Genomic DNA, 13,715 nt, shown 5'->3' on the forward strand with positions numbered 1-13,715 from the left:
ACGAACGCTCGACAGAAACGGACCATTGCGCCTATCCTTTGTCCTATGAGCCACGATCATGACCACCACCACGATCACGACCATTCCGAGCTGTCGGAGACCGAGCTGCGCGTGCGCGCGCTCGAAACGATCCTGACCGAAAAAGGCTATGTCGAGCCGGCTGCGCTCGATGCCATCATTCAGGCCTATGAGACCAAGATCGGCCCGCACAATGGCGCGCGCGTCGTCGCCAAGGCCTGGACCGATCCGGCGTTCAAGAAGGCGCTGCTGGAGGACGGCAGCAAGGCCATCGGCACGCTCGGCCATGTCAGCCGCGTCGGTGACCATCTCGTCGTGGTCGAGAACACGCCTGAGCGCCACAACATGGTCGTGTGCACGCTGTGCTCCTGCTACCCCTGGGAAATGCTCGGGCTGCCGCCGGTCTGGTACAAGGCCGCGCCCTACCGCTCGCGTGCGGTGAAGGATCCACGCGGCGTGCTCGCCGATTTCGGCGTCACGCTGCCCAAGGACATGGAAATAAGAGTGTGGGATTCCACCGCGGAGACGCGCTTTCTGGTGCTGCCGATGCGGCCCGAAGGCACCGAGGGCTGGAGCGAGGACCAGCTCGCCGACCTCGTCACCCGCGACTCCATGATCGGCACCGGCTTTCCCAAGACGCCGGGAGCGCCGTCGTGAACGGCGTGCATGACATGGGCGGCATGGACGGGTTCGGCAAGGTCGAGCCCGAGTCGAACGAGCCGATGTTCCACGCCGATTGGGAAGCGCGTGTCCTCGCCATGGTACGTGCGATGGGTGCGGCCGGTGCCTTCAACATCGACACTTCCCGCTTCTATCGCGAGACGCTCCCGCCCCATGTCTATCTCGCGAGTTCCTATTACAAGAAATGGTTCCTCGGGCTCGAGGAGATGCTGATCGAGAAGGGCTACCTCACACGGGAGGAGGTCGCCGCCGGCCACGCGATGCAGCCCGCAAAGGCGCTCAAGCACGGCAAGTTCGATCTCGCCAATGTCGAGCGCGTGATGGTGCGCGGCAAGTTCGCTCGCCCTGCCCCGGCCCCGGCGAAATTTGCGATCGGCGACCGTGTACGCGCCAAGAACATTCATCCTGCGACGCACACGCGGCTGCCGCGCTATGTGCGCGGCCATGTCGGCGTCGTCGAGCTGAACCACGGCTGCCAGGTGTTTCCTGACACGGCCGCGATGGAGCAAGGCGAAAATCCGCAATGGCTCTACACGGTCGTGTTCGAGGGGCGCGATCTCTGGGGCGCGGATGGCGATCCGACCTCGAAGGTCTCCATCGACGCATTCGAGCCCTATCTGGACCCGGCGTGATGAGCAGCCCGCTTGCGGCCGCTGCCACTGCGGCCATTCCGAGCATTCCCCGTGACGACGACGGCCCGGTGTTCCGCGCGCCCTGGGAGGCCCACGCGTTTGCGATGGCGTTGAGCCTGCACGAACGCGGCGTGTTCACCTGGCCCGAATGGGCCGCCGCGCTCGCCGAGGAGATCAAGCGTGCACAGGCCGCCGGCGATCCGGATACGGGCGAGACCTACTACCTGCATTGGCTCGCCACGCTGGAAGGCCTCGTCGCACGCAAGGGCGTCGCCTCGACGCAGACGCTGCACCGCTACCGCGACGCCTGGGACCACGCCGCCGACCGCACGCCGCATGGCAAGCCGATCGAGCTCAGGCCTGAGGATTTTCGGTAGGTCTCGCCACGTCCGTCATTGCGAGCGCAGCGAAGCAATCCAGAGTCTTTCCGCGGAGGGATCCTGGATTGCTTCGTCGCAAGAGCTCCTCGCAATGACGGCGGAGAGAGCGCGGCTTCTCTCCACCTGTCGTCGCCCGGCTTGACCGGGCGACCCAGTACGCCGCGGCCTCTCGGCTCAAGCACGGTCTGTGGGACACTGGATCACCCGCTTTCGCGGGTGATGACCCGAATTTGTAGCCTCAGCGACCCGCCACGAACTCCCGCCACCCCTTCGCCCGCAGGCTGCACGCCGGGCACTCGCCGCATCCATAGCCCCACTCGTGCTGCGCGCCGCGTTCGCCGAGATAGCAGGTGTGCGACTGCTCGCGGATGAGATCGACAAGCCCGTTGCCCCCGAGGTCGTGCGCGAGCTGCCACGTCGCCGCCTTATCGATCCACATCAGCGGCGTATGCAACTCGAAGGATCTCGCCATGCCGAGCGAGAGCGCGGCCTGCATGGCGCGGATGGTCTCGTCGCGGCAATCGGGATAGCCGGAATAGTCGGTCTCGCACATGCCGCCGACAATATGGGTGATGCCGCGCCGGTAGGCCAGCGCCGCGGCGAAGGTCAGAAACACCAGATTGCGGCCGGGCACGAAGGTGTTGGGCAGGCCGTCGGCACCCATCGCGATTGCGACATCGCGGGTCAGCGCCGTCTCGGACACGGCCGCCAGCGTCGGGATCGACAGCGTGTGGCTGTCGCCGAGCTTTGCGGCCCAATCCGCGCGCAGGCCCTTGATGCCCTCGAGCAAGCGGTCACGGCAGGCCAGCTCAATGGCATGGCGTTGGCCGTAGTCGAACCCCAGCGTCTCCACGCGGGCGAAACGGCTGAGCGCCCAGGCGAGGCAGGTGGTGGAATCCTGACCGCCGGAAAACAGCACCAAGGCGGTCTGTGATGAAAATGCGTCGCTCATGGCCCGCGCTTTAGCACTGCGCAGACCGCCCGCCAATCGGTGGAAATCGACCTGTTCCGCCGCGCCCCGCTGGGAACGGCAGCCCGCTTTTGGCATAAGGCTTTGGAGCCAGGAGACCGCCCCGCAATGACCCCTTCCCGCGACATTTCCCGCCTCATCGAGATCATGGCGGCGCTGCGCACGCCAGTCACCGGCTGTCCTTGGGATCTCGAGCAGAATTTTGCGACCATCGCGCCCTACACGATCGAGGAAGCCTATGAGGTGGTCGATGCGATCACACGCGGCGATCTCGACGATCTGCGCGAGGAACTCGGCGACCTCCTGTTGCAGGTCGTGTTCCATGCCCGGATGGCTGAGGAGCAGAACGCGTTCGCTTTTGGCGATGTCGTCGAGGCCATCACCCGCAAGATGATCCGCCGCCATCCTCATGTCTTTGCCGACAAGGACGGCAATCTCGCCTCCTCTCACGTCAAGGAAGTCTGGGACCGCATCAAGGCCGAGGAGAAAGCCGAACGCGCCGCGCGCCGGCCGCCGGAGCAAGTGCCGGCGCACAAATCGCTGCTGTCGGGCGTGAAGGCCGGCCAGCCCGCCTTGACCCGCGCCATGGAGCTGCAGCGCAAGGCCTCCACCGTCGGATTCGACTGGAACGACCCGCGCGCGGTCTTGCAAAAGATCCGCGAGGAAGCCGACGAGATCGAGGCCGCGCTGGATCGAAATGACAAGCAGGAGCTGGCAGAAGAAACCGGGGACCTGATTTTCGCACTCGTCAACCTCGCCCGCCATGTCGACGCTGACCCGGAGGCCGCGCTGCGTGCGACGAATGCAAAATTCGAGCGGCGCTTTGCCTATATCGAACGGACGCTGGAGGCGCAGGGCCGCACCCTGGAGCAGGCCTCGCTGGCGGAGATGGATGCGCTATGGAATGCGGCTAAGGGCGAGGAGAAGCCGGCGTCGGAGGGACGCAAGGAAGCCCGCCGGTAACTCAGTGTCGTCCTGGCGAAAGCCAGGACCCATTACCCCAAATGCAAGTTGTTGAGGCCCGCTGGAGCAAGCAGGGTTGCCAATTGCATTGGCCTGTGGTTATGGGTCCTGGCTTTCGCCAGGACGACGGCTGCTATGTGGCGGACAGATGCGGCACCGCGTCGAACCGCGACACCACGATATCCCGCTTGGTCTCGTCGACCCGCACGGTCATGTCGAAGCGGCCGTCGTGCAGCTCCTTGGCCAGCACCTCTGCATTCCGGTGCAGCCAGCTGATGCCGGCGCCGTCGGCAGCGTCGATGGAGAGATCGAGCGTGGTGCGTTTTGCTGCGAGCCGCTGCTCGATCGCGGCGAGCAGCGCGTCGACCCCCTCGCCTGACACGGCTGAAACCAGCATCGCCGGATGATCTTCCGGCCGGCGCGCGGCGATGTTCAAAAGCTCTTCGCGCTGCTCGGCGTCGTAACGGTCGATCTTGTTCCAGACCTCAATGATGCGGCCGGGGTCGTCGGGGTTGATGCCGAGCTGGCGCAGCACCGCGTCGACGTCGCTCTGCTGCGCTTCGGCATCGTCATGCGAGATGTCGCGGACGTGCAGGATGACGTCCGCCTCCAGCACTTCCTCCAGCGTGGCGCGGAAGGCTGCGACGAGCTGTGTCGGCAGATTGGAGATGAATCCGACCGTGTCGGACAGCATCGCCTTGCCGCCATGCGGCAGGTTGAGCGCGCGCAAGGTCGGATCGAGCGTCGCGAACAACATGTCGGCGGCCTGCACGTCGGCGCGGGTCAGGCGGTTGAACAGCGTCGACTTGCCGGCATTGGTGTAGCCGACCAGCGCGACGACGCGATACGGCACGCGCTGGCGGCCGGCGCGATGCAATCGTCGCGTCGCCTGCACCTTCTTCAGCTCACCCTCGAGCTTGGAGATGCGCTCCTGGATCAGGCGGCGGTCGGCTTCGATCTGCGTCTCGCCGGGACCGCCCATGAATCCGAAACCGCCGCGCTGGCGCTCCAGATGGGTCCATGAGCGCACCAGGCGCGAGCGCTGGTAATTGAGATGGGCGAGCTCGACCTGAAGCGAGCCTTCCCTGGTCTTGGCGCGGCGGCCGAAGATTTCCAGAATGAGCCCGGTGCGGTCGAGCACCTTGGCGTGCAACTGCTTCTCGAGATTGCGCTGCTGGATCGGCGCCAGCGCGCAATCCATCACCACCAGCTCGACGTCGAGGCTCTTGGCCAGCGCGGCGATCTCCTCGACCTTGCCCTTGCCGATGTAAGTGGCAGGGCGGATCTGGCTGACCGGCGCGATGATGGCATCGGCAATGACGAGATCGATCGCGCGCGCGAGGCCCACGGCTTCATCGAGCCGGGCCTCGGCGTCGCGCTGGACTTGGTTGGACAAGGCATGGCCTTCCGATTGCGCGTCGGCACTGCCCGCACGCACTCGCAAGTAGGGGCCGATGACCAGCACCCGCCCCGTCTGCTTAGCCCCTGCCGACCGCGGACGGTCGGCGTCCCCGTCAAAATTCCGGGGTTCCAATCAGAGCACTCTCAAGCCGGCTGATCCTCGCCGCCTTCGAACAACTGGATCGGAGCGCCCGGCATGATGGTCGAGATCGCATGCTTGTAGACGAGCTGCGAATGACCGTCGCGCCGAAGCAGCAAGCAGAAATTGTCGAACCAGGTCACGATGCCCTGGAGCTTCACTCCGTTGACCAGAAAGATCGTTAGTGGCGTCTTGGTTTTGCGAACGTGATTAAGGAAGGTGTCCTGTAGGTTTTGTGCGCGGTCTGCCGCCATTTTTTTTCTCGCTTTGAGTTTCTTTTTATTGCGCCGGTTGCGCCCCTGTTTTGGTTGATGCGGGGCCTTTCCCGGTCGCCGTCCCTCATGAGATCCCCCTCGGAAGGAACAGCTGTGCGATTAGAGGACAGGTGGAGTTATTAGGCAAGCCGCTTCACGCGCCAGCCCTCGCCGTCTTGCCCCGAAAAACTACGGAAATCGATGATTTTCCTCGCTTATCCCACCGCAACGTCGCGGCGCGACATCTTGTTTTGACGCGTTTTCTTTACGCGAACCGGTACCCACTTCGCTCGAAAACGCTTTAGCCGACACCGAGCGCCTTCAGCTTCCGATGCAGCGCCGAACGTTCCATGCCAACAAACTCGGCCGTGCGAGAAATATTTCCTGAGAAACGGCTGATCTGTGCAATCAAATAGTCGCGCTCGAATACTTCGCGCGCTTCGCGCAGCGGCAGGCCCATGATGTGCTCGCCATTGTTGCTGGTCGGCATCGCCGGCACCATGGAGCCGACGTCCTGCGGCAACATGTCGGCCGTGATGATGACCTCGGGCCCGCCCGCAGCCAGAATCATGACTCTCTCAACGTTGTTGCGGAGCTGGCGCACATTGCCCGGCCAGACGTGCGATTGCAGCACCGCCATCGCGTCCTGCCCGATCTGCCGCTTGGGCAGGCCGCTGCCGGCCGAGATCTGCTCCATGAAGTAGTCGATCAATTCCGGAATGTCCTCGCGCCGCTCCGACAGCGCAGGCACGCGGATCGGCACCACCGAGAGCCGATGATAGAGGTCCTCGCGGAAATGCCCGGCCGCGATCTCCTCCTCGAGATTGCGCGCGGTGGAGGAGATGATGCGGACGTCGACCTGCACCTTGGCGGTGCCGCCGACACGCTGGAACGATTGCTCGACCAGCACGCGCAGAATCTTGTTCTGGGTCTCACGCGGCATGTCCGCGATCTCGTCGATGAACAGCGTGCCGCCATGGGCTTCCTCGAGTGCACCGGCCTTGCGCGGCTGTTCGCCGTTGGACTGCTCGACGCCGAACAGCTCATGCTCCATCCGCTCGGGCGTGATGGCGGCTGCATTGATGACGACGAAGGGTCCATCGGCGCGGCCCGATGCCGTGTGCAGCGTGCGCGCCGTCAGCTCCTTGCCGGCGCCGGCGGGGCCGACGATCAGGATGCGGCTGTTGGCCTTGGCCGCGCGCTCGATGGTCTGGCGCAGCTGGTTCATGCTCGGCGAGCGCCCGACGAGCTGGCTGGCGCTCGGCGCGAGCTGCTTCAACTCCTTGACCTCGCGCTTGAGCCGCGAGTTCTCCAGCGCTCGGGTCGCGACCAGGATCAGCCGGTCGGCCTTGAACGGCTTCTCGATGAAGTCGTAGGCGCCGCGCTTGATCGCGGCGACCGCGGTCTCGATGTTGCCGTGGCCCGAGATCATCACGACCGGCAGGTCGGCGTTGTCCTTCTTGACCTGCTCCAGGAGCTGCAAGCCGTCGAGCTTGGAGCCCTGGAGCCAGATGTCGAGGAACACCAGATGCGGCCTGCGGTTGGCGATCTCGGCCAGGGCCGTATCGCTGTCGCGTGCGGTCCTTGTGACGAACCCCTCGTCTTCGAGAATGCCCGCAACGAGATCCCGAATATCGGCCTCATCATCGACAATCAGAATTTCACTAGCCATGGGTCGCGCCTGCCTTGTCAGTTACCTGTTGAGGCTTCGATTTTCGTTGAATCATTGGTCTTTTCAGTCGGCTCTTTGGTTTCGGCGGCCGGCTCTTTTGTTTCCGAGTCCGGCCTGGATTCCTTGACGGAATCCGCAACCGTTTCCTTGTTGCCCGGCTTGGTTGCTTCCGGGGGCGCCGGCTCGGCTCCCTCGGACTTCGCGGGTTGCCCGGAGATCGCAAAGCGCATCCGCATCCAGGCGCCGCGCTGGCCTTCGCGGAAGTCGGAGGCGTCCTTCAGCTCGATGCGTCCGCCATGGTCTTCCAGCACGCGGCCGACGATCGCCAGCCCCAAGCCGGTGCCCTTGGCGCGCGTTGTGACGTAGGGCTCGAGCAGCCGCGAGCGCGCGACCTTGGGCAGGCCGATGCCGTTGTCGATGACGTCGATCAGCACGTCCTCACCTTCGCGCGACACCACGACGTCGATGCGGCCTTTTCCGTTTTCCTGGCCGAGCTCCTCCGGCGGGACCTGCTCGATCGCCTCGGTGGCGTTCTTGACGATGTTGGTGACGGCCTGGGAGATCAGTCGCCGGTCGAACTGGGCGCGCAGCGGATCCTCTTTGAACTCGGCCTCGATGTCGATCTCGGGATGGGCGACTTTCATCAGGAACACCGCCTGCCGCACGGTGTCCGCGACGTCCTCGCCCTCCATCACCGGTTTCGGCATGCGCGCGAAACGGGAGAACTCATCGACCATGCGCCTGATGTCGTCGACCTGGCGCACGATGGTGTCGGTGCACTGGTCGAAGATCTGCTTGTCCTTGTCCTCGGTGATGGTCTTGCCGAACTTGCGGCGGATGCGCTCGGCCGAGAGCTGGATCGGCGTCAGCGGATTCTTGATCTCATGGGCGATGCGGCGCGCCACGTCGCCCCATGCCGAGGTGCGCTGCGCGGAGACCAGTTCGGTGATGTCGTCGAGCGTGATGATGTAGCTGTCGCGCGGTTGGCTGGTCTTCTCGGCGCTGACGCGGACCGAGAGATTGCGCTCGGTGCCGTCGCGGGTGATCGTGATCTGGCCCTGCACCAGGCGCTGGGTCCCTTCCCGCGCCGCCTTCATCATCTCGTCGAGCTCAGGCAGCACGTCGGAAAGCGGGTGGCCGAGCGTCTCCGCTTCGGAGTGCCCGATCAGCTTCTCGGCGGAGCGGTTGAGGATGCCGACGCTGCCGGACGCGTCGACGCCGATGATGCCGGCGCTCGCGGAGGACAGCACGGCCTCGATGAAGCGGCGGCGGCTGTCGATGAGGTCGCTGGCGTTGACGAGCTCGTCGCGCTGGCTGCGCAATTCCTGCGTCATCTTGTTGAAGGTCTCACCAAGCTGGGCAAGGTCGCCTTCCGACTGATGCACGGCCACCTGGACATGCAGATCGCCGGTCGAGACCGTGTGGGCCGCATTCATCAGCCGCCGGATCGGCGAGACCAGCGAATTGGCGAAGTTGAGGCCAATCAGCACCGAAGCCATCAGGATGGTCAGCGCGATCACCGCGAACATCAGCGCGAAGGCGACCTGGATGCCGAGCCGGCGCGACTCGATCTGAGCGTATTCAGCGACGCTGACCTCGGTCTGCTTGAGCTGGTTGACGACGTTCGGATCGAGTGGCCGGGCGACGTAGAGGAAGGTGTCGTTGAAGGCACGCAGGCGGATCACCGCCGCAACGAAGCTCGCATCCGGTAGCACCGCGATTTCGGGTTCGTTCTCGTTGACGTTGCTGAGGAAGTCCGGCGCTGGCGGCGAGTAGGCCAGCCGCATGCCGGTGTCGGCGGATTCCAGGATGTTGGTGTTCTTGTCGATGATCATCGCGCCCGGCAGATTGCGGGAGCCGGCGCTGGCGGTCAGCATCTCCCGGAACGAGCGGCGGTCCTGGTCGTAGAGCGGCCGGGCGTGCGCGATGTCGTTGGCCATGCCGAGAATGTCGCCGCGGATCAGCTGCGCATGGTCCTGCATGTAGGCCCGCGCGATCGTCAGCGAATTCTGGATCACCTCCTTGGTCGGCCCCGAGAACAGCCGGTCGAGGCCGCGCTCGATGGTGACGTTGGCGACGACGGCGACCAGCACCGCCGGCAGCACCGCCACGATTGAGAACAGGCTGACAATCTGGACATGGAGGCGCGCGGCCGCCCGGCCCCGCCGTCGGGCCAGGATCAGCTGCCAGAGTTCCCGGATGATGATCCCGACCAGGAGCAGGATCGTGGCCGCATTGATCAGATAAAATGAGCGGACCACCTCCGGCGTCGGCTCGATCTTGGTGAGGCCGGTCAGAACCAGGAACGTGAGGAAGGCAGACAGCAGCGCCAGAGCCACGGCAAAGGGTGCCAGCCAGCGCCGCAGCGACCAGCGCTTGGGCTCTTCGGCTGGGGCCGTGTCAAAGGATGCGGCCGAGGTATCTGCGCTGATCATTCCGGCAATGGGTGCTGAAAAACGGGTCCGCGGGCGCGCGGATACTGATGTATTCGTACCACATTGTTGCCGAATTGCGACAATTCCGCGGCGTCTCAGCCGCGACCGCCGCGCCCATCCACAAGACATGGCGGGTGGACGGGAACGGATTCCCGCCATCCCGGCTTGACGGGGATGGATAGATTTTTTCTCGCGACGATGGTCTCGGCCGTTCTTCTGCTGATCGTGGCCGCCGACCTCCTGGTCAACGGCCTGGGCCTCCAGCAGCCGCCGGTCAATGTCGCCAGCGTGACGCCGGCATCCGGCCAGCGTGTCAGATAGATGTGATGCCGCGCGTTGCCGCCGAATGACCAATTTGAATGTGCGAGCGGAACATTTCGGTCCGATCCGGACTTCTGCTCACCGCGTCAGCCGCAACGGCCAACGCGATCCGGACAGGCTCAGCTCCGCCTTGGGTGGGGGAGCTGAGCCACCGTCCGTTCTGAAAGCCTAGCCCCCGCTCCGATACACCTGGATATCCAGGTCCCGGATCTTCTTGCGCAGCGTGTTGCGGTTGAGGCCGAGCAGGTCCGCGGCGCGGATCTGGTTGCCGCGGGTGGCTGCGAGTGCAGCCGTGAGCAGCGGCACCTCGATCTCCTTGAGGATGCGGTGATAGAGGCCCGGCGGCGGCATGCCGTTCGGAAATCCCTGGAAGTGCGAGGACAGATAGGCTTCCACCGCGCCGCCGAGATTGTCGACACCCTGCTGGACCGCGGCGCCCGGGCTGACCGAAGGCGGCGCGAGCTCGCCGTCGATGACCGACGACGTGATCACGTCCTGCGGATAGAGCGCGGCGAGGCGTCGGGCGAGGTTTTCGAGCTCGCGCACGTTGCCGGGCCAGCGGTGTTGCTTCATCCGTTCCAGCGCCAGCGCGTCCAGCTTCTTCGGCGGCAAGCCATCCTTCTCGGCCAGCGTGAAGAAGTGCCGCACCAGATCCGGCAGGTCCTCGATGCGCTCGCGCAGCGGCGGCAGCCGCAACGGCACGACGTTGAGACGGAAGAACAGGTCTTCGCGGAACAGGCCCTGCTGGATCAGGACGCGCAGATCCTTGTTGGAGGCCGCGACGATGCGCACGTCGGTCTTGATCGGGGTGCGGCCGCCGACGGTGGTGTATTCGCCCTGCTGCAGCACGCGTAAGAGACGGGTCTGCGCCTCCATCGGCATGTCGCCGATTTCGTCCAGGAACAACGTGCCGCCCTCGGCCTGCTCGAACCGGCCGGAGGCGCGGGTGTTGGCGCCGGTGAAGGCGCCGCGCTCATGGCCGAACAATTCCGATTCAATGAGGTCGCGCGGGATCGCGGCCATGTTGACGGCGACGAACGGGCCGTTGCGGCGCTTGCCGTAATCGTGCAGCGCGCGCGCCACCAGCTCCTTGCCGGTGCCGGACTCGCCCGTGATCATCACGGTGAGGTCGGTCTGCATCAGACGCGCCAGCACGCGATAGATTTCCTGCATGGCAGGCGAGCGGCCGACCAGCGGGATCGCCTCCATCTCGGCGTCCTCGTCCGGCGTCGAGACCCGCTCCTTCGGCTCGGCGAGCGCGCGGCCGACGATGGCGATCAGCTCCTTCAGGTCGAAGGGCTTTGGCAGATATTCATAGGCGCCGCGCTCGGAGGCGCGGATTGCCGTCATGAACGTGTTCTGCGCGCTCATGACGATGACGGGCAGATTCGGCCGCATCTTCTTGATCCGCGGCAGCAGGTCGAAAGCGTTCTCGTCGGGCATCACCACGTCGGTGATGACGAGATCGCCCTCCCCCTGGCTGACCCAACGCCACAGCGTTGCGGCATTGCCGGTCAGCCGCACTTCGTAGCCGGCGCGGGACAGTGCCTGATTGAGAACGGTGCGGATGGCGGTATCGTCATCAGCTACGAGAATGCTACCTGCGGGCATCGCTAATCCTCATTTTGCCCCCTGTGATGCAGGCGACGGCTTCCCGGCAGAGTCGGCGCGACTGCTTTGATCGGCATGTTTCACCGATGTGGAATACATCGGCATCAGCACGCGGAAGGTGGTCTTGCGCGGCTGAGATTCGCATTCGATGATGCCCCCGTGATCGCCGACGATCTTTGCGACCAGCGCGAGGCCCAGACCCGAGCCGGTCTGCTTGGTGGTCACGAAGGGATCGAACAGGTTGGGCAGAAGGTCGTCCGGCACGCCTGGTCCGTTGTCTCTGACGCAGAATTCGAGCGGCAGAGATACCCGGGATTTTTGACCAGGGACTGACAGGCGCACGCCCGGGCGAAACGCGGTGGTGAGCTGGATCTCGGCGTCGGGCACGTCGATCAGGGCTTCGGCGGCGTTCTTCACGAGATTGAGGAACACCTGGATCAGCTGGTCCTGGTTCGCCAGCACCGGCGGCAGTGAGGGATCGTAATCCTCGATGAAGCGGATGTTGCGGGCAAAGCCGGACTGCGCCAGCCGTTTCACGTGATCGAGCACCGAGTGGATGTTGACGGGGCCGCGCACCACGGGGCGCTCGTCGCCGAACACCTCCATGCGATCGACCAGCGTCACGATGCGGTCGGCTTCGTCGCAGATCAGGCGCGTCAGCATGCGGTCCTCGGAGGAAGCCTGCTGCTCGAGGAGCTGCGCCGCGCCGCGGATGCCGGAGAGCGGGTTCTTGATCTCGTGCGCCAGCATCGCGGCGAGCGCGATCACCGAGCGCGCGGCGCTGCGATGGGTGAGCTGGCGATCCATCTTGTCGGCGATGGTGCGCTCTTGGAGCATCACCACGATGTGGCCGGGCCGCTCCGTGAGCGGGGCGACATGCAGATCGACCTGGCGATCGCCGCCCATGCGCGGCGTGCCGAGATCGACCTTGTATTCGTTGACCGGCGAGTTCGACGAGCGCACCTGGTCGATCAGTGCCAGCAAGGGGCTGCCGAACGGCACCAATTCCTTCAGCGACTGCCGCTTCAGGAACTGCGTCGAGATTTCGAAGAAGGCTTCGGTCGCGATGTTGGCGGCGACGATCTTGCCGTCCGGCCCGATCATCAGCACGGGATTGGGGAGCGCATCCAGGATCGCGTCGCTGTCGGACGGCCGGCGCTGTTCGGCGGCTGAGTTCATGCAGCAGCGCTCCATGCGAAGTCGTCGAAGGCGTCTTGCAGCGATCGGTGGACGAGGCGCGGATCCTCCGAGGTCAGGATCTTCTGACGCCACCCCTTCAGCTTCTCGACTGAAGCGCCGCTCGCATCCGCCGCGATATCGAGCGCCCACCCGAGATGCTTGCGCGCGTGCCTGAGCCCGATGCGCAGACCGTACAGCGCGCAGACGCCCTCATAGAGCGTGCGGACATAATGCAGCTGCGTCCCGAGCGCCGGCGTTGCTTCCTCTGCCCCGCCCTTCAGGCGGCGGCCGATCTGGCCGGGCAGCCAGGGCTGGCCCTGCGCGCCGCGGCCGACCATCACGGCATCGGCGCCGGAGGCGTCCAGTGCCGCGAGCGCCTTGTCATACGTGGTGATGTCGCCATTGACGACGAGCGGAATGGAGATGGCCTCGCGCACGGTGCGGATCGCATCCCAATCGGCCTCGCCCTTGTAGAACTGGCAGCGGGTGCGGCCATGCACGGTGACGAGCTTGATGCCTGATGCTTCCGCGCGCCGCGCCAGTTCCGGCGCGTTGCGGCTGCGGTCGTCCCAGCCGAGCCGCATCTTCAGCGTCACCGGCACCTTCACCGCCGCAATCGTCGCATCGATCAGGCTGACTGCGTGGTCGAGATCGCGCATCAGGGCCGAGCCGGACTGGCCGCCGGTGACGTGGCGGGCCGGGCAGCCCATGTTAATGTCGATGATGTCGGCGCCTTCGGCTTCGGCGATCCGGGCCCCTTCGGCCATCCAATGCGCCTCGCAGCCGGCGAGCTGGACCACGTGTGGGCCGATTCCCGTGGCTTCGCAGCGCAACCGCGACATCCGGTGGCCGTTGGCGAGCTCATCGCTGGCGGTCATTTCCGACACGACGAGACCTGCCCCCAGCTCGGCGGCCAGCCGCCGGACGGGCGAGTCAGTCACCCCCGACATCGGCGCCAGGAAGACCGGGGTGGCGACATCAATATCGCCGATTTTCAACGGCTTAGAGCCGGATACTGCCGAGCCGGTCACAGGGGTCTCGTTGACTGGACAGGGCCTC

The 13,715-nt window shown here is 65.2% G+C and carries 13 protein-coding genes; 5 read left to right on the forward strand and 8 right to left on the reverse strand.

The annotated features are described in order from the left end of the window. Window positions 1-45: 45 nt before the first annotated feature. Genes nthA through AAE027_RS06365 form a run of 3 tightly spaced genes read left to right on the forward strand, consistent with a single transcriptional unit; the run spans window position 46 to window position 1,708 of the window. Window positions 46-675 carry a nitrile hydratase subunit alpha gene (nthA, locus tag AAE027_RS06355; RefSeq protein ID WP_370987336.1) on the forward strand — a complete coding sequence of 210 codons (630 nt, stop codon included), beginning with the start codon at window positions 46-48 and terminating at the stop codon, window positions 673-675. Further along, window positions 672-1,331 (forward strand): nitrile hydratase subunit beta, encoded by a 660-nt coding sequence (gene nthB / locus AAE027_RS06360; protein WP_370987337.1) that lies wholly within the window; start codon window positions 672-674, stop codon window positions 1,329-1,331. Before nthA ends, nthB begins: the two co-directional genes overlap by 4 nt. Next, a complete protein-coding gene (locus AAE027_RS06365) occupies window positions 1,331-1,708 on the forward strand; it encodes a nitrile hydratase accessory protein (RefSeq protein ID WP_370987338.1) in 378 nt (125 codons plus the stop codon). The genes nthB and AAE027_RS06365 overlap by 1 nt, the downstream gene beginning before the upstream one ends. A gap of 241 nt (window positions 1,709-1,949) precedes the next feature. Here the strand turns inward: AAE027_RS06365 and queC are convergent, their stop codons facing one another. Continuing rightward, window positions 1,950-2,663 carry a 7-cyano-7-deazaguanine synthase QueC gene (gene queC, locus AAE027_RS06370; RefSeq protein WP_370987339.1) on the reverse strand — a complete coding sequence of 238 codons (714 nt, stop codon included), beginning with the start codon at window positions 2,661-2,663 and terminating at the stop codon, window positions 1,950-1,952. A gap of 126 nt (window positions 2,664-2,789) precedes the next feature. On the opposite strand from queC, the gene mazG reads away from it, so the two are divergent. Further along, entirely contained in the window at window positions 2,790-3,644 is an 855-nt protein-coding gene (gene mazG, locus AAE027_RS06375; RefSeq protein WP_370987340.1) for a nucleoside triphosphate pyrophosphohydrolase, read from the forward strand. A gap of 133 nt (window positions 3,645-3,777) precedes the next feature. Here the strand turns inward: mazG and hflX are convergent, their stop codons facing one another. From hflX to AAE027_RS06395, 4 genes are all read right to left on the reverse strand, one after another. Next, window positions 3,778-5,178 carry a GTPase HflX gene (gene hflX / locus AAE027_RS06380; RefSeq protein ID WP_370987341.1) on the reverse strand — a complete coding sequence of 467 codons (1,401 nt, stop codon included), beginning with the start codon at window positions 5,176-5,178 and terminating at the stop codon, window positions 3,778-3,780. Between the two features lie 11 nt (window positions 5,179-5,189). Further along, window positions 5,190-5,438, reverse strand: a complete 249-nt coding sequence (gene hfq, locus AAE027_RS06385) for an RNA chaperone Hfq (RefSeq protein ID WP_007591126.1) — start codon at window positions 5,436-5,438, stop codon at window positions 5,190-5,192. 301 nt (window positions 5,439-5,739) lie between these two features. Continuing rightward, the gene (gene ntrX / locus AAE027_RS06390) at window positions 5,740-7,110 is read right to left on the reverse strand and encodes a nitrogen assimilation response regulator NtrX (RefSeq protein WP_370987342.1); all 1,371 of its coding nucleotides are present in this window, start codon (window positions 7,108-7,110) and stop codon (window positions 5,740-5,742) included. A gap of 17 nt (window positions 7,111-7,127) precedes the next feature. Further along, complete coding sequence (locus AAE027_RS06395; RefSeq protein WP_370987343.1) at window positions 7,128-9,545, reverse strand: sensor histidine kinase; 2,418 nt, start codon at window positions 9,543-9,545, stop codon at window positions 7,128-7,130. Window positions 9,546-9,719: 174 nt separating this feature from the next. Here AAE027_RS06395 and AAE027_RS06400 point away from each other — a divergent pair, with 174 nt between their 5' ends. Continuing rightward, on the forward strand, window positions 9,720-9,866 hold the full coding sequence (locus tag AAE027_RS06400) for a hypothetical protein (RefSeq protein WP_370987344.1): 147 nt from the start codon (window positions 9,720-9,722) through the stop codon (window positions 9,864-9,866). A 168-nt stretch (window positions 9,867-10,034) separates the two neighbouring features. Here the strand turns inward: AAE027_RS06400 and ntrC are convergent, their stop codons facing one another. From ntrC to dusB, 3 genes are read right to left on the reverse strand one after another with little or no spacing between them, the layout of a single operon-like run. Beyond that, window positions 10,035-11,477, reverse strand: a complete 1,443-nt coding sequence (gene ntrC / locus AAE027_RS06405; protein ID WP_091895433.1) for a nitrogen regulation protein NR(I) — start codon at window positions 11,475-11,477, stop codon at window positions 10,035-10,037. Between the two features lie 9 nt (window positions 11,478-11,486). After that, a complete protein-coding gene (locus AAE027_RS06410) occupies window positions 11,487-12,656 on the reverse strand; it encodes a two-component system sensor histidine kinase NtrB (RefSeq protein WP_091895573.1) in 1,170 nt (389 codons plus the stop codon). Further along, on the reverse strand, window positions 12,653-13,654 hold the full coding sequence (dusB, locus tag AAE027_RS06415; RefSeq protein WP_370987482.1) for a tRNA dihydrouridine synthase DusB: 1,002 nt from the start codon (window positions 13,652-13,654) through the stop codon (window positions 12,653-12,655). Before dusB ends, AAE027_RS06410 begins: the two co-directional genes overlap by 4 nt. Window positions 13,655-13,715 lie beyond the last annotated feature (61 nt).

Origin of the sequence: Bradyrhizobium sp. DN3 (assembly GCF_041357655.1) — a bacterium.
Lineage (GTDB): Bacteria > Pseudomonadota > Alphaproteobacteria > Rhizobiales > Xanthobacteraceae > Bradyrhizobium.